Annotated in this window: 14 protein-coding genes and 1 tRNA gene; 9 read left to right on the top strand and 6 right to left on the bottom strand. The window is 51.8% G+C overall.

Annotation, left to right across the window (positions count from 1 at the left end; genetic code table 11):
- Window positions 1–12: 12 nt before the first annotated feature.
- The 4 genes from pcp to HMPREF1246_RS09940 all read right to left on the bottom strand — a co-directional run bounded on the left by pcp (window position 13) and on the right by HMPREF1246_RS09940 (window position 6,444).
- Window positions 13–660 (bottom strand): pyroglutamyl-peptidase I, encoded by a 648-nt coding sequence (gene pcp, locus HMPREF1246_RS09925; RefSeq protein WP_021737434.1) that lies wholly within the window; start codon window positions 658–660, stop codon window positions 13–15.
- A 302-nt stretch (window positions 661–962) separates the two neighbouring features.
- Complete coding sequence (locus HMPREF1246_RS09930) at window positions 963–2,705, bottom strand: [FeFe] hydrogenase, group A (RefSeq protein ID WP_021737390.1); 1,743 nt, start codon at window positions 2,703–2,705, stop codon at window positions 963–965.
- Window positions 2,699–4,534, bottom strand: a complete 1,836-nt coding sequence (locus HMPREF1246_RS09935) for an NAD(P)-binding protein (protein WP_009015162.1) — start codon at window positions 4,532–4,534, stop codon at window positions 2,699–2,701. Before HMPREF1246_RS09935 ends, HMPREF1246_RS09930 begins: the two co-directional genes overlap by 7 nt.
- Window positions 4,535–4,800: 266 nt before the next feature.
- Entirely contained in the window at window positions 4,801–6,444 is a 1,644-nt protein-coding gene (locus HMPREF1246_RS09940; protein WP_009015163.1) for a dihydroxy-acid dehydratase, read from the bottom strand.
- A 136-nt stretch (window positions 6,445–6,580) separates the two neighbouring features.
- On the opposite strand from HMPREF1246_RS09940, the gene HMPREF1246_RS09945 reads away from it, so the two are divergent.
- The 8 genes from HMPREF1246_RS09945 to HMPREF1246_RS09985 all read left to right on the top strand — a co-directional run bounded on the left by HMPREF1246_RS09945 (window position 6,581) and on the right by HMPREF1246_RS09985 (window position 15,143).
- Window positions 6,581–7,540 carry a LysR family transcriptional regulator gene (locus HMPREF1246_RS09945; RefSeq protein WP_021737417.1) on the top strand — a complete coding sequence of 320 codons (960 nt, stop codon included), beginning with the start codon at window positions 6,581–6,583 and terminating at the stop codon, window positions 7,538–7,540.
- 106 nt (window positions 7,541–7,646) lie between these two features.
- Window positions 7,647–8,072, top strand: a complete 426-nt coding sequence (locus tag HMPREF1246_RS09950; protein WP_009015165.1) for an Rrf2 family transcriptional regulator — start codon at window positions 7,647–7,649, stop codon at window positions 8,070–8,072.
- A gap of 1,538 nt (window positions 8,073–9,610) precedes the next feature.
- Window positions 9,611–9,686: transfer RNA gene (locus HMPREF1246_RS09960), tRNA-Ala, on the top strand.
- 60 nt (window positions 9,687–9,746) lie between these two features.
- Window positions 9,747–10,706, top strand: a complete 960-nt coding sequence (locus tag HMPREF1246_RS09965; protein ID WP_021737451.1) for an inositol hexakisphosphate — start codon at window positions 9,747–9,749, stop codon at window positions 10,704–10,706.
- A gap of 211 nt (window positions 10,707–10,917) precedes the next feature.
- Window positions 10,918–12,267 carry a Sapep family Mn(2+)-dependent dipeptidase gene (locus tag HMPREF1246_RS09970; protein WP_021737409.1) on the top strand — a complete coding sequence of 450 codons (1,350 nt, stop codon included), beginning with the start codon at window positions 10,918–10,920 and terminating at the stop codon, window positions 12,265–12,267.
- Between the two features lie 48 nt (window positions 12,268–12,315).
- On the top strand, window positions 12,316–13,875 hold the full coding sequence (locus HMPREF1246_RS09975; RefSeq protein ID WP_021737413.1) for a YfcC family protein: 1,560 nt from the start codon (window positions 12,316–12,318) through the stop codon (window positions 13,873–13,875).
- 223 nt (window positions 13,876–14,098) lie between these two features.
- Window positions 14,099–14,467: a CidA/LrgA family protein gene (locus HMPREF1246_RS09980; protein ID WP_009015169.1), complete on the top strand. Its 369-nt coding sequence runs from the start codon at window positions 14,099–14,101 to the stop codon at window positions 14,465–14,467.
- Window positions 14,460–15,143, top strand: coding sequence for an LrgB family protein (locus HMPREF1246_RS09985; protein ID WP_009015170.1), 684 nt, complete (start codon window positions 14,460–14,462; stop codon window positions 15,141–15,143). The genes HMPREF1246_RS09980 and HMPREF1246_RS09985 overlap by 8 nt, the downstream gene beginning before the upstream one ends.
- An 898-nt stretch (window positions 15,144–16,041) precedes the next feature.
- Here HMPREF1246_RS09985 and HMPREF1246_RS09995 read toward each other — a convergent pair.
- Both HMPREF1246_RS09995 and HMPREF1246_RS10000 read right to left on the bottom strand, forming a co-directional pair.
- On the bottom strand, window positions 16,042–16,986 hold the full coding sequence (locus tag HMPREF1246_RS09995; protein ID WP_009015171.1) for a LysR family transcriptional regulator: 945 nt from the start codon (window positions 16,984–16,986) through the stop codon (window positions 16,042–16,044).
- A gap of 6 nt (window positions 16,987–16,992) precedes the next feature.
- The gene (locus HMPREF1246_RS10000) at window positions 16,993–18,543 is read right to left on the bottom strand and encodes a Ppx/GppA phosphatase family protein (protein ID WP_009015172.1); all 1,551 of its coding nucleotides are present in this window, start codon (window positions 18,541–18,543) and stop codon (window positions 16,993–16,995) included.
- 201 nt (window positions 18,544–18,744) lie between these two features.
- On the opposite strand from HMPREF1246_RS10000, the gene HMPREF1246_RS10005 reads away from it, so the two are divergent.
- Window positions 18,745–20,298 (top strand): hypothetical protein, encoded by a 1,554-nt coding sequence (locus tag HMPREF1246_RS10005; RefSeq protein ID WP_009015173.1) that lies wholly within the window; start codon window positions 18,745–18,747, stop codon window positions 20,296–20,298.
- Window position 20,299: the final 1 nt, after the last annotated feature.

Below are 20,299 nucleotides of genomic sequence, written 5' to 3' on the forward strand. Positions count from 1 at the left end.
CCGAATAAATAATCAACACTCCACTCCATCTGTCATTCTCTCATCGACTCCTATTTCTACGCTTGCCTTAATGGCAAGGGTTAACCCTTCCACAATCATCTCTAGACTCATACTGGGTTCGTTTTTTAGGCGGGCGGCCTGCTTCGGAAGGTACGGCACATGGATAAAGCCGCCGCGGCGCCCTTTGCCTTCTTTTTTCATGAAATCCATGAGCCCATAAAAGACATGGTTACAGACAAAGGTTCCAGCCGAGTTTGATACCTGAGCAGGGATTCCCGCTGCCATAAGCCGCATTACGATGCGCTTGATGGGAAGAGTTGAAAAATAAGCTGCCGGGCCGTCCGGCACAATCATTTCGTCAATGGGCTGGTTGCCTTTATTGTCCGGAATGCGGAAGTCGTCGCAATTGATGGCAACTCGTTCAGGGGTAATGGCCATACGTCCCCCCGCCTGTCCAACGGCGATCATGAGCTGGGGATCAAACCGCTCGATGCCGCGCTTGATGGCCGAAAGCGCCTCATAACGGACTGTAGGGATCATAAGGGCATGCACGGGATGCTGTCCGTCAATCACTTTTCCATCAAGGCGTTTTACGGCTTCCCAAGCTGGGTTGATGGGTTCGCCGTCAAAAGGATCGAAGCCGGTCACTAAAATCTCCATAGTTTCTCCTTCCAATGCTAAGATGCGTAAAAAACTTATTTTATGGCTGATAACGTCTACTGTGCCAATCATATCTATAACGTGAACAAAATTTGCAAAAGCAAATCCGGTTCAGATGGGTCCAATTGCGAGGAGCTTCCGCCTCCACTGACGACGCAAGTCAGTTGTCTAGTGCAGTTATTTATAGTCTTCGAGGTTTCCCATTTACCTTTCAGCATGCCTCCATTGCATCCACAAAACACGGAAGTAAGCAATGGAAGCATGCTCTTGGGGAGATTGGCGTGATTCTTGCTTCGACCCGATTAATAACACTCCGTCACTTCCCACGCCCCCTGATCGGTATGGAGCAGTTCCTCTGCTTTTTCACTGAGGGGGCTGCCGAGAAATTCCGCATAGAGGGCTTCGATTTGAGGATTGCGATGACTGAGGCGCAGGGCCATTTTTTGGTCAAGGGCATAGAGACTTTGACCGCGCGCTTCGGCTCGCTCTTCATCATCGATGGAAATCGGCTGGCCACCGCCGCCGCTGCAGCCGCCGGGACAGGCCATCACTTCCACGAAGTCATAATGGACTTTTCCTGCTTTGATGGCTTCCAACAGGTGCCGCGCGTTGCCAAGACCGCTTACAACAGCGCAGTGCACGTCGGCACCGCCCAAGGTGTAGGTCCTTTCCCTGAGGGCCGGACCGGTGCGGATGTCGGCAAACAGGTCCGGATCGGGATCTTTTCCTGTGACTTCATAATAGGCTGTCCGCAGGGCTGCTTCCATGACGCCGCCTGTCACACCGAAGATAGTGCCAGCCCCTGTATGGGTTCCCATGGGATCATCGAGGGGTTCTTCCTTGAGCAGGTGGGGATAGATGCGATCCGCGTTCAGCATACGGATAAATTCCCGTGTCGTAAGGACGCAGTCCACGTCCTTACCATGCTGGGTCCGCATCGTGGGAAGGTCGCATTCTGCTTTTTTGGCAAGGCAGGGCATGATGGAAACGAGAAAGAGTTTTTCCGGCTCCGTTCCCAGTTTTTTTGCAAGCCAGGTCTTTGCGATGGCGCCAAACATCTGCTGCGGGGACTTGGAGGTTGACAGGCGGTCTGTCAGTTCCGGGAACTTTCCTTTGAGAAAGCGCACCCAGCCGGGGCAGCAGCTTGTAAATAGGGGGAATTTCTTTGTCTTACCGTTCTTAAATTTCTCGAGAAATTCGTTGGCTTCTTCCATGATGGTAAGGTCGGCCCCAAAGCACGTATCATAAACATAGCGAAAGCCCATACGGCGCAGGGCAGCGGCCAGTTTTCCCATCGGTGCTTCCTGGGGGGAAACTCCGTAGGCTTCACATAGGGCTGTGCGGACCGCCGGCGCGATTTGGACAATGGGAATGAGCTCAGGATTGGCAAGGGCACTGTAGACTTTATCCGTGTCATCCCGTTCCCGAAGGCCTGCCGTAGGGCAGTGGGTGATGCACTGCCCGCAGAGGGTGCAGTCCGAGTCCTTGATGACGCGGTTATGGGATACATCGACCGTGGTCCTTGATCCGGTGCCATCAACGTCCCAAATATGGACGGTCTGCATCTTGTCACAGACCTGGATGCAGCGCATACATTTGATGCATTTTTGATAATCTCGGTAGAGAGGGTAGGTTGTGGTCCAGGCTCCTCGCGCGCCTTTAGGCAGTTCCCGTTCGTAGGGAAGGGAAATGATGCCAAGGGAGTTTGCCAGACGCTGGAGCTGGCAGCTGCCGCTTCTTACACAGGTGGCGCACAGACAGTCATGCTGGCTTAAGATGAGCTCCACATTGATGCGGCGTGTTTCCCGGGCCCGCGGCGAATTGGTATGGACGACCATGCCCTCGACAACAGAACTGTTGCAGGCCGTAACCATAGCCGTTTCCCCTTCTACTTCAACGGAACAGACGCGGCAGGCGGCAATTTCGTTGAGCTCCTTGAGGTAGCACAGATGGGGGATGATGATTCCTGCTGATTTGGCTGCTTCAAGGATGGTCGTTCCTTCCGCAACGCGGACGGTTTGATTGTCAATGGTGAGTGTTACCATTCGGTTTGTCTCCCTCCTTTGAAGCTGCCAAAGCCAAAGTGATCACAGCGCAGGCAGCGGCTTGCTTCCTGACGGGCTTCTTCGGCCGTCATACCTTCTACAGGCAGGCTGAAGTCACCGGAACAGTCAGGTCTTCCGTGATACTTGAGATTGATGCGTCCGCAGGGCGGCGTGTTTGTAAAGTGGGCCGGCGGAATCTCGATATCGACCGAAATCTTGTGGTCAAAGCCGAGAAATGCGTCGATATTGGCTGCCGCGACTTTTCCCGCGGCAATGGCTCGGATGACCGTAGCCGGTCCAGAAACAGCGTCGCCGCCGGCAAAGATATTATTGAGGCCTGGTACGGCGCTTGACCGTTCGGCCTTGATGGCACCGTGATCTGTTGCCACGCCAATTTGTTCAAAGGGTTTTGTGACGATGGACTGACCAATGGCAACGATGACGTAGTCGCAGGGAATGCGCGTGAGGTCCGTCGCCGCGTTTCCCGGACGGGGCCGGCCATCGTGACCGTATTTCCCGATGATCTGGGGACGGGTCCATAGGGCTGCCACTTTGCCATCCCCATCCTTTTCGATGTGGTCAGGCGCTTCAAGGGGACGGATTTCACAGCCTTCTGCCATGGCAGCACTGATTTCTTCGGGTAAGGCCGTCATATCTTCGACACGGCGCCGGTAGAGGCAAATGACGCTTGCCGCACCAAGGCGTTTGGCCGTTCTTGTCGCATCCATGGAGACATTGCCGCCGCCGATGACGCAGATGCGTTTATCCGTAAAGTCAGGAATGATGTTTTCTCCAATGCCGCGCAGCATGGAGACGGCACTGATCACATTTTTGGCATCTTCTCCTTCGATGCGCAGCTTTTTGTCGCTGTGGGCACCGATGGCAATGTAAACAGCATCATAATCTTTCTGGATATTTTCGATCCCGACATCCTTTCCAATGGAGATGCCTGTATGGACATCGATACCCGTCCAAAGGATATGACTGATGTCACGGTCAAGGATTTCCGGCGGCAGGCGGTAATCAGGAATGCCATAGCGGAGCATCCCGCCTAGCTGGGGCCGCTGCTCAAAAATGGTACAGGAATGTCCCATGAGGGATAGGTAGTAGGCTGCCGTAAGGCCGCCAGGACCGCCGCCGATGATGGCAACTGTACGTCCCGTCGGTTTGGCACTTTTGGGCGGTGCCGCGGGTTTTGAATGGTCAATGGCAAAGCGCTTCAACCCGCAGATATTGACGGCATCGTCAACCATGCGGCGCCGGCAGTGGATTTCACAGGGGTGTTCGCAGACATAGCCGCAGACACCGGGAAAGGGATTGTCCTTACGAATGAGGGCGACAGCCTCGTCATAGCGCTTTTCCCGGATAAGGGCAATATAGCCCGGGACATCCACATGGGCTGGGCAGACCGAGACGCAGGGAACCGGATGGGTGAGTCCCGTAATGCAGCGGCCGCGGAGAATGTGCTCCTCGTAGTCGTCACGGAAGCCTTTGACTCCTTTAAGGACCATGACGGCAGCCTCGTAGCCAATGGCACAGTCCGCCGAGTCTGCAATGACTTTTGCCGTCCGCTCGATGCGGTCAATGGTTTCAAGTGTGGCCGTGCGGTTCATGACGGATTCAATCAGCGTTGCCAGCTGGCCCAGTCCAATGCGGCAAGGTACGCATTTCCCGCAGGTCTGGGCATGGCAGAGCCGCAGGAAACTGAGCGACATATCAATGGGACACAGACCGGGCGAACTGGCGCTGATGCGCCGCTCTATATCCCGGTAGAGCCCGCGCAGGACCACTTCGGCACTGGACGGGGTCTCAATGGACAGTCTTGTCATAGGATAAACCTCCCTTTTGAGGGGCACGGGGCACCTCCTCGTGGATGCATGCAGGGCCTTTTTCCCTCTCTTTGAAAAAAGACAATAAATAATCCGATAATTCGCAAAATAGTACAGCCCCATTATACACCAAAAACGAGAAACCGTTGTATATAAAATCTGGATAGACGATAGAAGCTGTCGAATCTTGTATAGAAAAATGCACAAGGCACTTCAGAAAAAGTACCTTGTGCAGGAAGTGTGGACAAACTCCCCAAGTCTGTCCGTCAGTAAAGCCACAGGGCTCCATTTTCCGCTCCGCTGACAATGCCGCGGTAGCGCTTCATAACGCCAAAAGCAGGGTGATTGGGCTTTTGGATTTCCTTTTTGCGCCGCTGGAGTTCTTCATCTGAGATTTCCACTTCGAGAAGATGCTGGTTGAGGTCGATGTGGATCATATCCCCGTTTTTGACGCAGGCAATGGGCCCGTCATCCCAGGCTTCAGGTGAAATGTGCCCGACGCAGGGACCGCGGGAGGCACCGGAAAAACGGCCGTCCGTGATCATGGCGACAGATTTTTGAAGGCCCATGCCGATGAGCATAGCCGCGGGAATGCTCATTTCCCGCATGCCTGGTCCGCCTTTGGGCCCTTCATAACGGATGACGAGTACGGACCCCGGTTTGATGTCCTTATGGAGAAAGGTTTCCATCACTTCTTCTTCGGAATCAAAAACGACGGCAGGACCGCGGTGAACGAACATGGCGGGGTCGACGCCGCTTTTCTTGACTACGGCACCCTTTGGGGCCAGGTTCCCGTAAAGCACGCTGTAGCAGCCCTTTTCAAATAGGGGATCTGTCAGATCGTGGATCACGTTCCGGTCAATGGGTCCTGTAAAGGCATCAAGGGCCTCGCCTAAGGTGCCGCCCATGGCAAGAGGCACATCCTTGTGAAGGAAGGGTGCGATGGTCTTGAGCGTTCCTAGGGATCCACCGGCTTTGCCGTAGTCAACCATATTGTATTGGGAGGCCGGTTTAAATTTCGCGATGACCGGGACCTGTTCCTGGATCTTATCGAATTCTTCCAAGGTAAGGGGAACCTCGGAGACGGAGGCAATGGCCATGATGTGGAGGGCAAAGTTGCTGGAACCGCCCGTTGCCGACGTGTGGAGGATACCGTTTTCAAGGGATTTTTTGGTAAGGAAAGCGCGTGCTGTGATTTTTTCCCGCGTGAGAGTGACAATCCGTTCTCCCACATCACGGGCCTGTTTTACCTTCTGGGAGACGCAAAAGGGCATTGTCGCCGACCCAAAGGGGGCAAGACCAATAGCTTCCGTAAAGACGGCCATGGTATTTGCCGTGCCGTACATGGAGCAGGTACCGCAGGATGCACAGATATTCTGGCGGAAACGGGAGAAAGTCGTTTCATCGATTTTCCCGGCCCTGTAGGCTCCAATTGACTCCTTGAGGTCCGGTGTAGCATAGGTGATGCCATTTTCCTCATAAGGGAGCATGGATCCTGGAGTCAAAAAGAGGCTCGGCAGGTCAAGGGAAGCGGCTGCCATGAGCATTGCAGGGACAATCTTATCACAGGCACACAAAAAGACGAGACCATCAAAATTGTGGGCCCGTACCATGGTTTCGATGGAGCCCGCAATGAGGTCGCGCGAAGCCAGTACATACTGCATACCCCTTAGCTGGGCCATGCCGTCGCAGGGAGCGGGGACCGTAAATTCAGCCGGCGCACCGCCAGCGGCCCAAACGCCTTCTTTAACATATTGGGCCAGCTCCTTTAAGGGTTTGTGCCCGGGATTGACATCGTTCCAGGAATTGACAATGCCGATGATGGGCTTTTTAAGGTCCTTGTCGCGATAGCCCGCGGCGTTCATGAGACCGATATAATAGGCTTCCGCATTGGGATCGATGAGAGTCATAACTGGTTCCTCCTTGTGGTACGGGATTGATTATCTTTAGTGTAGCCGAAAACGGAGCTTACGTAAAACAGAAGGTTCCTACATAGACCACAGGGTAAAACCTGTGATAAAATAAAAAAGGAAAGGAGGGAGGTCCATGCAAACTTCCTATGAAATGTTCCTCCTTGCTGCAAAGACGCTCAATTTTACCAAGGCGGCCAGCCTTGCCCACATTACGCAGCAAAGTTTCAGTGAACATATCAAAAAGCTTGAAAAAGAAGTTGGAACCGTGCTTTTTACGCGGTCTCCCCGCGTTGCACTCACCGAATCGGGCCGCATTTTTTACGAAACCGTACGGCAAATGGATCTTATCGAACGCCGCTGCTTGGTGCACTTAAAGGAGCGGGAAGCCGGAACGCGGGGACATGTGCGTCTTGGCACCAATGCGGCACGGGCCAAATGTTTTCTCCCCGATCTTTTGGAGCGGTATCATAAGGCCTATCCCGCCGTTACGGTGGAGACCGTGCTCGGGGATACCAGGGAACTGGAACCCCTTCTTGGGGAGGGACGCCTTGACGTGCTGCTTGGTGTGGACTGTACGGAGTCGGCGCTGTTTCACCGCATCCCCGTCGGGACGGAGGCACTTTACCTTGTCGGAAATCGAGAGTATGTAAAAGGACATCTCAAAAAAGGACGGGCAGTCACGCTTCAACCGGGGAGTGTGGTGAGTCTTCACGATTTTGAGAATCTCACGATCCTTGGAAAAGAAAAGCGAAGCACTGTTTATTCCCGGGTTACGGAGGTCCTTAAACGGGAAGGCCTCTTTACGGCCCCACTTTTTTCCATCAGTGATGATGAGACCCAATTTGAATTGGCACGGCGTAAATTAGGGGTGACCTTTTGTTCACAGCTGCATTTGACTTCCCTTTTTGACGCAAAGGAAGCCCCCCTTACGCCGCTTTCCGTAAAGGAAATCACGGATACGCTCCGGACGGACCTTGTAACGGCTAAGGCTCCTTACGAGGCTCCTTATCTGACGGCCTTTTTGGAGGAAAGCCGCCGTGTCCTACAGGAAAAATATGCGGAAATCCGGAAATTCATGGCAAAAAAGGGCTGAATTTCTGACAGTTTTAATTCCTATCAAACAGTATGGATTTTTTTTGAAATTTATAGTAAAATGGTATGGCAAGAGTCAGAAAGAATGCTTTTGGAGGAACCACGTCATGAAGATCTCAACAAAAGGTCGGTATGCCCTGCGTCTCATGCTGGATCTTGCCATGAATGGCAAGGAAAACTTTGTTCCCATCCGCAGTGTATCCGAACGCCAGGAAATCTCCGAGAAATATTTGGAGCAAATCATTACTGCCCTCTCCAGAGCCAAACTGGTCAAGAGCGCTCGTGGCGCCCAAGGCGGCTATAAGCTTGTCAAGGCACCGGAAGAATATACGACGGGAGAGATCCTGCGCGCTGTCGAAGGATCCCTTGCCCCTGTGGCCTGTCTGGAACCGGGCCATACAGTCTGTGCCCGCGCCAAAAAATGTATTACCCTGAATTTGTATAAGGAAATCCAGGAAGCCGTGGATTCTGTCGTAGATCGTACGACGCTGGCGGACCTGGTGGCCCAGCAGGAGGCGCAGGATAAAGCGTAACTGTTTTTGGCCAGCCCAAAAATCAGGCTGATTTGATGAAGTTACATGGCCCCATTGCTTTCGTTGAAATATATGGAAGCAATGGGGCCATGTCGATTCGTAGGAGGGTCCGTCTCACGTTTGGGGATCCCTTACGCCTGGGCGCTCCCCCTCCTAACCACGTGTCGTCACCTTCCGCGCCCAGCTCATCAAAGCGGAAACTTTTTGCAATCTTCGGCCCATATGGGCCCAGCTGCTTTGTCGCCCACACTCCCAACCTCCTAGACGTACCGGCCTCTGGCCGCAAGGAAACTCACGCGTCGTCGATTCGGAGAACTTTCGCGCAACAGCTCCCGCGTCGCTGCGCTAGCTGGTTGCTGGCGTCTCAGGTCCGTCGTCGTCGGTGGAAGCGGGGCTCCTCGCAATTGGACCCGTCTGAGCCAAATTCGCAAAAAGCAAATGAAAGAAAAGCCCGTAAGGCAAAAGAGAGTAACGCGCGGCCACAAAGCGTCCCGACCGGAGGGGGCCGAATCAATTTTTCGATAACACGGTCCTGCAACCGGCTATGGAGCAAGAGGTCCATACGCAGCGGTTTTGGCCCATCGAAAAATGCTCCTCGCTAGCCGTTCGTAAGGAAACGTCGGCCACAAACCGGCCTCCTCATCCACCACCCAACAAGCCTGCTTGTTACAATCCTGCTAAGAAAGATTGTCTGCAACATCGTCATACACGAAAACGTATCCGTTACTTTTGCATCCGCCGGAGTCTAATTAGGCGGATGTAAGGGATAAAAGGGCTCTGCGCTCCCTGGATAAGCGCCTGTCACGATCTCTCGCTTCGCTTTTTCAAAGGCGCCAAGGAAGCTTGCGAATCGATCGGCGATGCGCTTACCGCCCTGGCGGGGCGGAACGGCTTTCGCCGTCTCCAAGGCAAAAAGACCGTGACGTGAGCCCTGAATAGAACGTAGATACGAGTTCGGTTCTGGGCTTTTTGTAGGTTGAATCCGTTAGCGTAGTTAGTCTGATATGGGGGAATATTTATCCGATGGGATCTTTATCCATTCTATCCATATGATTATGATTACAATGAAATTAAGAAATGATTTCCTTCGTTTAAGCACTGCCCGCCTTTGTGTTTTGCCTCTGAGCTCGACTCGTAGAGTCGAGCCGCTCCACCAGGGCGGGGGACCAAAAGCCGCATGTTGCCTCATTAAAATGAGGCAAGCGTGCCCTTTTGGTGGTGGATGAGGAGCGTAGCGACGTTTCCTTACGAGCGAAAGCGAGGCATATCCGCCCGGGTTTCGAAGGTCGCTTTTGGAGCGGAGCGAAAGTCCGAAAAACATGTTTAAGGACGGATTTAATTCGGCGCCCAGTCCGAAGGACACGGTTTGGCGCCGACGTTATGGCCTTTTCTCCATTTTCCTTTTTCGAATAGGGCTCCAGATTGGCCCCGATGCTGGGAAAAACGCGAAGCAGGCTGACGACGTCGTATAATATTGTCATCCAACCCTCTATTTTCTCTTGCGTGAATTTAGGGAAAGGGCTATAATACTAACTATTGGGGCATTAGCTCAGCTGGGAGAGCGCAAGGTTCGCAATCTTGAGGTCAGGGGTTCGATCCCCCTATGCTCCACCAATTTGGAAGATTCCCCAACTCGTGTTACGGGTTGGGGGTTTGTTTTTTATAGGAGGAAAGATGCTGAAAAAGGTTCCCTTTTTACTGATGCTAAGCGCTTCCTTGATTGCTTTTTCAGCGCCTCTTCCTTGCGTCAGAGCAAAGGAGGCCCCTAAAAGCGTGCCCCTTGAGGCGCCTTTTTCCTACGAAGGCGCGCTGTGGCGTCTTGACGCAGAAAATGCACCTGGACTTCCGCGCAATTATAGGACCTGTGATGATGCTTATCGGGCAATCCCTCCTCGCTACGCAAAGGAAGCTTCTTCCCGTATTCCCAGCTGCAAAGGACTGTCTGAGCTCCATATCTCAGGATCCAGCCAGTACTCTGAAAAAGGACTCGATGCAATCCTTGCAGATCTTCGAAATAGAACCCAAGGACCTATTGTCCTTGTTGACCTGCGACAGGAGAGCCATGGCTTTGTGAATGGAATGCCCGTAAGCTGGTATGGGAAACGGAATTGGGCCAACAGGGGAAAGGGACACTTTGCTGTACTTGCTGATGAAGCGCAGCGTATCCACGCCCTTCAGGGACAGGACGTGACCCTTGTGCGTCTCAAAACGGATAAAAGGTCTGCTTCAACCATGACCGTGGAGGCGGGTCAGGTGCTTACGGAAGCGGAACTTGCTGCTCAAAAAGGAGTGATGTATGTCCGCTTTACAGCAACAGACCATCTGTGGCCTGATGCAGGGGAAATTGAGCGGTTCCGCCGTTTCGTAAAGACTTTGCCTAAGGACGCCTGGCTTCATTTTCACTGCGTTGCCGGTGAGGGACGAACAACGGCCTTCATGACCATGTATGATATGCTGAAAAATCCCGATGTCCCCTATGAGGATATTGTCCTGCGCCAGCTGCGGATTGGCGGCGTCTATACGCCTTTTCTCGGAAAGGGCCTTTCAACGTGGAAAAAGCCCTATTACAGGGCAAAGAAGAGGGGGCTTGAAGCGTTTTATCGAAAGCTTCATAAGACGCAGGTAACCGATTGAGATATTTCATAATCCAGAGGGGAGGGACGCTGGACTGCATGAACCGCGTACTCCCCTAGGAAGGGTTTCCTTTTACGCAGGAAACCCTTTTTTGTCGCTCTATGGACGCCCTTACCCTATGATATAATCGTGGTGAAAGATTATTTTATCAATTGTTTGCTGAATTTTTCGACGAAACAGGACTTTCCTGAAAAAAGGAGGAACCAGAATCATGACACCGGACGAAAAAGCGCGCTATTATGGGCGCATGGAAAAAAACTTTCCCCAGTTTCTAAAGGCTATGGAGCGGCTTGTGGCGGTCCCGAGCTATCTTAAGGAAGACGATGACTATCCCCATGTGCCGGCCATCAAGAAGGTTCTTGATGAAACCATGGCCCTTATGAAGGACCTGGGGTATCGTACGTATGCCGATCCAGACGGTTACTATGGATGGGCGGAAATTGGTGAAGGCGATACCCTGATCGGTGTTTTAGGGCATCTTGACGTGGTCCCGCCAGGGCTCATCGATGATTGGAAGAGTGATCCCTTTACAGTGAACTACCGCGACGGTAAGGCCTATGGCCGCGGCGTTCAGGATGATAAAGGCCCAACCTTGACTGCTGTCTATGCCGTTAAAGCTCTTCTTGACGAAGGATTTACCCCCAATTACCGTCTGCGCTTTATTTTTGGCACCGATGAAGAAAACCTCTGGCGCGGCATCAAGGTCTATATGGAAAAAGAGGAAAAACCGGATTTTGGTTTTACGCCTGATTCCATTTTCCCCCTTATCCATGCTGAAAAAGGGGTCCTTGAATATACACTCCATGCGCCGAACGAAAGTGGTCTCACCTTTAAGGCCGGTGATGCCTATAACGTCGTTCCCAGCTATGTCAAGGCTCCTAAATCGCAGGCCCTCATAGAGGCCCTGAAGAATCTTCATTATGAATACCGCGATGAAGGGGAGACCGTGGGCATTCTTGGTAAAGGGATGCATGCCCAGTTTGCTGAAAAGGGTGTCAATGCCATCCATCGCTATCTGCTTGCCCTTGAGGCCATGGGATACCCGACGAAGGCGGCCCGTTTTGTGAAGGACAATCTGGAGGGGCATCTTTTTGCAGAACCTATTTTTGGTGATGTCAAGGATGACGCATCCGGTGAGCTCAAATTCAACCTCGGTAAGATTGAACTTACGGAAAAAGAAGAAATCCTGTCCATCGATATGCGCATTCCCGTGACCTATCCAAAGGAAAAGGCGGTTGAAGCCATTACGCAAAAAGCGGCTGAATACGGCTTTACCTATCATGAATTTGACTGGTTGAAACCGGTCTATCTGCCCCTTGATTCGCCTATCATCAAAAAGCTCATGGATAGCTATGTTGAAGCGACGGGTGATACGGAGCATAAACCCCTTTCCAGCGGCGGCGCCACCTATGCCCGTGCCATGGATAACTGTGTGGCCTACGGCATCATCCTTCCCGGCGTTGAAAAAAGTGAACACATGCCAAATGAAAATATGGTTGTTGATGATTATAAAACGGCGATGAAAATCTACATCCACACTTTTGTGAATTTCAACCGCTGATGCCTCCTCTTGCTTCCTGTTTCCGTACAAATAGAAAGAAGGGTCCTTATGTCAGACGTACAAGCAAAGAAAAAGAAACAAATGCTGAGCTCTTATTCCATTGTATTTTTAGTCCTGATCGTTGTCGCTATCCTGACTTGGTTTGTCCCTCAATCCGTTGTCGTTAAAAATAACGGGACAAAGGAAATCATTTACAACGCCATTATGGTCGAAGGCAAAGTCGTGACCGGACAGGGCCTGCAGCCCATGGGCCTGTGGGACATCCTCATGGCGCCGATCCGGGGCTTTGTCAAGGCCGCTCCTGTTGGCTTTGCCATCCTTATGGCCGGAAGCTTCCTGCACCTCATGAACCATGTCGGAGCCATGAATTCGGCCATTGGCTGGCTCCTCAAACGGTTTACGGGAAAGGCCCTGATCATCGTTCTCATGTTTGTTTCTGCCTTATTTGGCGCGGTCTATGGACTGTGGGAAGAAATCCCGGCTTATTCCATGGTCGTCGTTCCCCTTTTTGTACTTGCCGGGTATGACGTCATTACTGGGATCGGTGTCCTTTTTGTCGGGGCTACGGCGGGCAATATGGCAAGTATTGTCAACCCCTTTTCCTTGGGGGCTGCCGTAGGGGCCATTGGAACCGATGGACTGTCCATGGGCAGCGGCATGCTGCTGCGTATTGTCATTTTCTTCGTCCTTTATGTTGTGGGGCTCGTCTATATGCTCCACTATGCCGACACGGTCAAAAGGGATCCAACAAGATCCATCGTCCACGGTCTTGATATCAAGACCCTTGTTGATGAAGATCACAAAATGGAAGAATTTACGAGCCGCAAAGCTTGGTCCATCACCCTGCTGGTGGTCATTATCCTGGCCCTTGTCTGCGGGTACATGCCTTGGGACGCCATCAAGTTTGCTGACGGCAGCACCATGAAGGACGTGGTGAATCTGCCTTTCCGCAGCTTGGCCAAGGTCCCTATCCTGGGTGAACTGTTTGGCGCGGGTCATTATACGGAATTTGGCGATTGGTACTTTGATGAATTTGCCTTTGTCTTCCTTGTTGGTGCCTTGCTCTTGGGGCCCATCAACAAGATTCCTGAACCGGAATTTGTTCGCGAATTTGTTGCCGGTGCCCGTGAAATGCTGGGCGTTGTTCTCGTCCTCACCGTGGCAAACGGGATTTCTGTCATCATGGGCAGCAAAACGGCCGGTATGAGCGTAACGTTCGTGTACTGGATCCAGAATGCCCTTCAAGGTGTTCCCGGCTGGGCTTTTGCCATTGCAGCCGCCCTTGCTTATGTGGGCATTGGGTTCTTTATGCAGTCGACAAGCGGTGTTGCCGGCATTACTATGCCGATTCTTGGTGCCGTAGCCTATGCGCTTTTCCAAAGTGCTCCCATTGGTTCCATTGGTGGACAGGTCATGCTGATTGCTGCTTTTACGATTGGTCTTAACTTTACGAGTGCAATCTATCCCAGTGCGACCAATATGGGGACCCTTGAAATCTATCAGATTCCCTATGATCGGTATCTGTCCTTTATGCTGAAAATTGATATGGTTATGCTTATTGTCGGTATCGCGATTGTGTCCGTGGCACCGATGCTGGGCATCTTGTAAGTCATTTTTTGGCGCTGCGGAAGCTGCGCCGCAATTAGGTGAAGGTGAGCCCCTTGCTCTTTGGGAAAAGTGGGGCTCATTTTTTTATGAAACGAAAGAGGGAAATTTTTGCGATTTTCCCATCAATTATGTCCTATCACTTTTATTCTTGTGACAGATAGGGTATACTTTTATCTATCGCATATTTTTTTAGAGAGAAAAGAAAATCGAGGGGGACTTTTTTATGAACATCGTTATGGAACTTGCGCTGATTTTCGGCGTTTGTCTCGTTGGGGTCATAGTGGCATCCATCATGCCCTTTGCCGTCCCATACAGCGTCATCAGTCTGCTCATCCTGATGACCTTGCTGTATCAAAAGGCCATCAAGCCCTATCAGATTGAAAAAGCAAGCCGCTTTTTCATCGAAAATATGGGCATCTTTTTTGTACCGGCCGTCGTGGGCACGATGGAATACGTGGAGACGCTGAAAAACTATCTGCTGCCCTTTTTGGTCATTACGCTTGTGACAACGCCGCTGATTTATTTTGTGACGGGGTGGACTGTTCAGCTGATGCTGCGCCATAGGGAAAAGAAGGGAGTTCGTCATGCTTGAAAACGTGACAGCCACGCCTTTTCTTGGCCTTTTCCTCATCCTTGTCTGTTGGATCATTGGTGTCAAACTGCAGAAAAAGACAGGGTGGCTCGTCTGCAATCCTGTGCTGACGTCTTCCTGTATGATTGTCCTCATTCTCATGGCAACCGGCATTCCTTTGGACCATTTTCGTACCGGTGGCTCGCTTATTTCCATGCTCCTAGGTCCTGCCACAGCTGTGCTTGCTCTTACGATCTATCGGCAGAAAGCTATTTTGCATGAACATTTCCTGCCCATCCTCATCGGCTGCGCCTTTGGCAGTCTTGTCAGCATTGCCGCGGCCGTTGCCCTTTGCCATCTTTTTGGGACCAATTCCATTTTTTCGGCGTCCATGCTTCCTAAGAGCGTTACGACAGCCATTGCGCTGGGAATTTCCGAAAGCGGGGGCGGGATTCCCGGCATTACGGCAGCTGCTGTTGTCATTACGGGGATAGAAGGGGCCGTTCTGGCTCCCTTTCTGGCCAAACATTTCAAGATTACAGATCCCGTTGCTGAAGGCGTTGCCATCGGGGCCTGCAGCCATGCCATTGGCACGATGAAGGCCTTGGAAATTGGTAAGATCCAAGGGGCTATGAGCTCCATCTCACTTTGTGTCTGCGGGATTGTTACGACGGCGCTGGCGGTTGTGTTTATGTAAATATGGAATCGGCCCCAAAATTGGGCCGATTCTTCAAAATGACGTGCCTCCATTGCTCAACCTCTTATTTTAAGGTAGCAATGGAGGCATGTCGATTCGTACGACGTTTCGTTACTGATTGGGGGATCGCTTACGCCTGGGGGCTTCCTTTCCTACCCATGTGTCGTCACTTCCAGCGCCCAGCTTATCAAAGCGGAAGCTTTTTGCAATTTTCAGTCCATATGGGCCCATCTACTTTGTCGCTCGCGCACCCAACCTCCTAGACGTACCGGCCTCTGGCCGCAAAGAAACTCACGCGTCGCCGATTTATTTTTGGTGGCGCCGCTTCGGAGAACCTTCGCGCAACAGCTCCCGCGTCGCTGCGCTAGCGGATTGCTGGCGTTTCAGGTCTGTCGTCGTCGGTGGAAGCGGGGACTCCTCGTATCTGAACCCATCTGAACCGAATTTGCAAAAAGCAAATGGAAGAAAATACCGGAAGGGAAAAGATTATAAGGCAAATAACACGGAGGCAAAGATTGTAAGGAAAAAACATAAAAGAAGCCCAAAACCGGACGTAGAGGCAGGTTCGGTTTTGGGCTCTAACTTTTATTTGATTTTTGTGAGAGGCTGGTCTCTTTGAAATCGGGGGGCCGAAACCAGAAATTTTCCATAAGTATTGATCAACATAATTTCCCGGCTTTGGTGATGGATGAGAAGCTATGCGCCATATCCTTGCAAGCGGCAGTGAGGACCATTTGCCCGGGTCCCAAGCCCGCTTTGAAGCGAAAGCGGAAGGGCGCAGGGACATGTTTCCAGGCGAATCATTTCGGCCCCGTTCCCCCATGAGGGGCCGGTTTGGGTCCGTGCCTTTGAGGCTGTTCCCTCCCATTTTTGCCTGACAGCTCCCGTCCTCATCCAATCAGCTCAATCCTTGGGCTGACTTATTTTTTCCCCCAATCTCCAAACTTGCAATATAACGCTCCAAAGCATTGATGTAGCTTGTGCCAAGGCGGCTCAGATGAATCTTTTTGTGGGTAATATAGCCAATATGGATGGTATCTTCCTCATCTAGGGGAACGGCAATGATGGATTCACCATTGAGGCGTTTATCAATGACGCCGCTGCAGACGGTATAGCCATCAAGACCAATCAGCAGGTTAAAGAGCGTAGCCCGGTCAGTGACGCGGATATTCTTTTTTCGTACGACGGTACTGAAAATCTCTTCCGAAAAATAAAAGGAGTTATGGTCCCCTTGAACGTAGGAAAGGTAGGGATATGGTTCCAGTTCTTCCATGGAGACCTTATCTCGATCATGGAGGGGATGGGTATTGGAAATGAAGATGTGGGGGGATGTCGAAAAGAGCTCATGGAAGACGAGGTCGTGGGTCTTGAAGAGCTTTTCCAGGACGGAACGGTTGAAGTCGTTCATATAGAGGATGCCGATTTCACTTTTCATATCCGCCACATCACGGATGATTTCATAGGTCTGTGTTTCCTGAAGACTAAAATCGTAGGTGTCGCGGCCGTATTCCTTGATGAGGTCGACAAAGGCATTGACCGCAAAGGAGTAGTGCTGGGTCGAAACACGAAATTCCTGCTTGCCGCCGGCTTGGGTCTTATAGTGGGATTCAAGGAGTGCGGCTTGTTCCAGGACCTGACGGGCATAGCCTAAAAAGATTTCCCCATCATGGGAGAGAAGGACCCCTTTGTTGGTCCGTTCAAAGATCTTGATGCCCATTTCATTTTCCAGTTCCTGTACGGTTTTCGTAAGGCTTGGCTGGGAGATGAAGAGGGCCTTGGCAGCGCCGCTCAAGGTACCTGCTTCGGCAATGGCGACGATATAGCGCAGCTGCTGGAGGGTCATGACATCTTACTCCTTTCTGGTGCTGCCATTGGGAAGGAGTTTGACAACGACAGTGACTGGAGTCCCCAAGGTTTTGCGGATCCATTTCATCAGGGCGTTTAGCTGCTTCATTTCAATGAGGGGATCCTTGCGGGCAATGAGAGTGAGCTGGGCCGCTTCATCTAGGTCGCGGGCCTCCACATCGAGGATATCCCCCATGTGGGGATGATCCAGGCTTTCGGCGATGGCCACAATAACTGCTGCCCGCGTCAGGTCTTCAATATCCTTATCCGTGATCAGTTTCCGGTAAGGTTTGTTGCGCAGGTAGGAGCGGTTTACCCCGTGGTGCCATGCGGCAATGATGGAGGCAAAGACGATGTCCATATGGCTCATGCCAAAAAGTCGGGCATTTTCAATGATGTAGCCGCTGTGCCGTGTGTGGTTGTAGTAATTGATGGTAATCCCTGTATCGTGAAGCAGGGCCGCTGTTTCCACAAGGTCCCGCCAGCGTTTTTCCGGCAGCTTGTGAAAGCGCTTCCAGCCATCAAAGATTCGCAGGGCAAAGCGGGCCACAAGACGGGCATGTTCCTCATCTGGCACATATTGATGAATCATGTCGTTGCGGCTCGTTTCAAGGATGTTAGGCGTAATGAGGGGCATGTTTTCGTGCTGGTGCCGGTATTCGCAAAAGAGGCCTTCCCGGAGCCCACAGCCGGAGATGATGAGTTTTTTAGAATTGCATTTGTCTGCCAGGGCCTTGATGATGGAGCTGCCAGCGACGATGACGTCTGCCCGGTCGCTTGAAAGGCCGGGAATGCGCCGGCGCATCCCCGGCGGTGTCGAGAGGAGCCCTTTGTACCAAATCGCAAAATCGGCTATATCAAATTGGAAGTTATGCAGCTTGGCCGTAAAGTACTTGATCCGCTTTTCTTCCACTTTCCCAATGGAACGGGCCGTACCACCTACGCCGACAAGGGGCAGTCCGCAGCCAGTTAGCCAAGGCGTTTTTTTCATCTGTTCGGCAATGAGCTTCTGCATGGTCTTCATGTCTTCGCGGCCGCGCATAGAGCCCTGCCGGCTTTGCTTTGTCAGGTTGACGCAGCCAATGGGCAGACTGACGGAATCAATGAGCTTCCGCTTTCGGACGAGGATGACTTCTGTCGAACCGCCTCCTAGGTCAAAAATCACAGCATCTTCTACATTGATGGTATTGACGACGCCAACGTAACTCATAAAGGCTTCCGTCTTGCCCGAAATGATATCCAGATCGACACCGGTTTTTTCCTTGACGGCCCGTGTCAGTTTCATGCCGTTTTTTGCGTTCCTGATGGCGGCTGTGGCTACCGCAACCATATCTGTTACGTGGAAGAAACGGCACATGGAAGCAAAGCCCCGGATGCAGTCGATGGTGCTCGTGAAGGCCTCTTCCGTCAGATATCCCTGGGGATCGGTCTTAAGCGCCAGACGCAAGGGATCTTTCTGGTTATAGACGAGGTGGCTCCCTTTTTGGCTTGAGATTTCCATGATGACAAGCCGTGCCGAGTTGGAACCCACGTCTATGATTCCGATTCGTTTCATATTGTTTCTCCTATGGAAGTTTGCTTTTCTTTTCCTCTATACTAGCAGTACCCTGTAAAGAATCGGTAAATTATTCGATGAAGGGAAGAAAACGTGCTACAATGAAAAGAAAATGATAGATTACTGTTAGTATAACACGATTTCCAGGCGGTGTGACAGGTTTTCCGCCGATACCCATAAGATTGAGACGGGAGGCATACTATGGCAAAGAAAAAACAGCTGGCTGCCATCATCCATTTAGGCTCGGAGCGGGTCACGATGCAGCTTATTGAGTACACTGACCTTTATGCTGTGACCATCCTTGATGAAGCCAGTCAGACTGTTCGTCTGGGCGAAGAGACCTTCAAGACGGGGCGTATCTCAACCGAGACGATGCGGGCTCTTATTGATATTTTGAAGGGCTTCCGCCGTCTCATGAAGGATTACGGGATCAAGGACTATGTCCTTGAAGCAACGACCGCTGTGCGGGAAGCCCGGAATCGAACGTTCTTTTTGGATCAGGTCCTTGTGAAAACGGGCTTTGTCATGGACGTGATCAACCTGCCCCAGGAAATCTTTCGAAAGATTGCGTCCCTCAGCTACCATTTGGAATCCCATAAGAAAAAGGTGGAACATAAAGGCGGACACCTTCTTGTGGATCTATCGAGCGGAGCCATGGGCTTTACCTATGTGCGCAGGGGAGAGATGGAATATCAGCAGAACCTGCATGTGGGGCTGATCCGTATGAAGGAATACTTCACGCGCAATGAACAGTCCAGCATCCATTTTGGGGAGGCCCTGCGGGAGTATATTCGGGCCAATCTTTTTCCTGTCATGCAGGAACTGGAAAATAAGCCCGTCGAGAGCATGTTCATCAGCGGCGTTGAATCAAGCTATTTGCCGCGGATCTTGAAAAAAAAGCCGGACAAAAAGGGCCTTATCAAGGTTGGGGCAGGGGACCTTGAGGAAATCCTCCTGCGCCTTAGAAGTCTTTCCCCCCGCCAGCTGACAAAGGTCTATGCCCTATCTGAGGAAGAAGCAGATTTGGTCCTTCCGGCGGCAACCCTTTATGAGGAACTGATCCGGGCGGCTGGATCGCCTTTTGTCTATATCGTGACCAATCGTTTCATTGACGGGATCCGGGCCCTTTATATTGCCCGCCAGAAAGATCCAGCCTTTATGGCGTATATGCAGAGCATCCAGATGAGCCAAATCCGAGGTGTGGCCCGCCGTTTTGGAACCAATCTTGTCCATGTGGGCCTTGTAGCAGATCTTTGTGAAGCTATCTTCAAAACGGTCGCCAAAAGCGAGGGCCTCGACGGGGCTGACCTCCATCTGCTCCGCGCTGCCGCCCTGCTCCATGGTGTGGGTAAGTTCTTTTCCCTGCGTGCGGGGAAGCTATACAATTATGAGCTGATCCAAGCAACGGACTTTTTGGGATTTGGGCCCGACGCGCAGCAGACCATTGCGTCCGTATCCTATCTCTTTTCCCTGCCGTCGCCTGACGCCCTGTCGCCAGAAGCCTACGACCGGGAGATTTCTGCAACTCCCGCGGTGGCTAAACTGGCAGCCATCCTGCGTCTTGCCGATGCCCTTGATGTCAGCCGCAAGCAAAAGATCACAGGCTGCCGGACCGTAATGAAGGAAAATCAATTCCGCGTCATTGTCACAAGTCGCGAGGATCTTTCCCTCGAGCGCTGGACCTTTGAAAAACAGAGCGGATTTTTTGAAGAAGTTTTTGGCCTTACGCCAATCCTGGAACAAGTGGAAAGGTGAG

It is taken from the genome of Acidaminococcus sp. BV3L6, from assembly GCF_000468835.1.
GTDB classification, from domain to species: domain Bacteria; phylum Bacillota; class Negativicutes; order Acidaminococcales; family Acidaminococcaceae; genus Acidaminococcus; species Acidaminococcus intestini.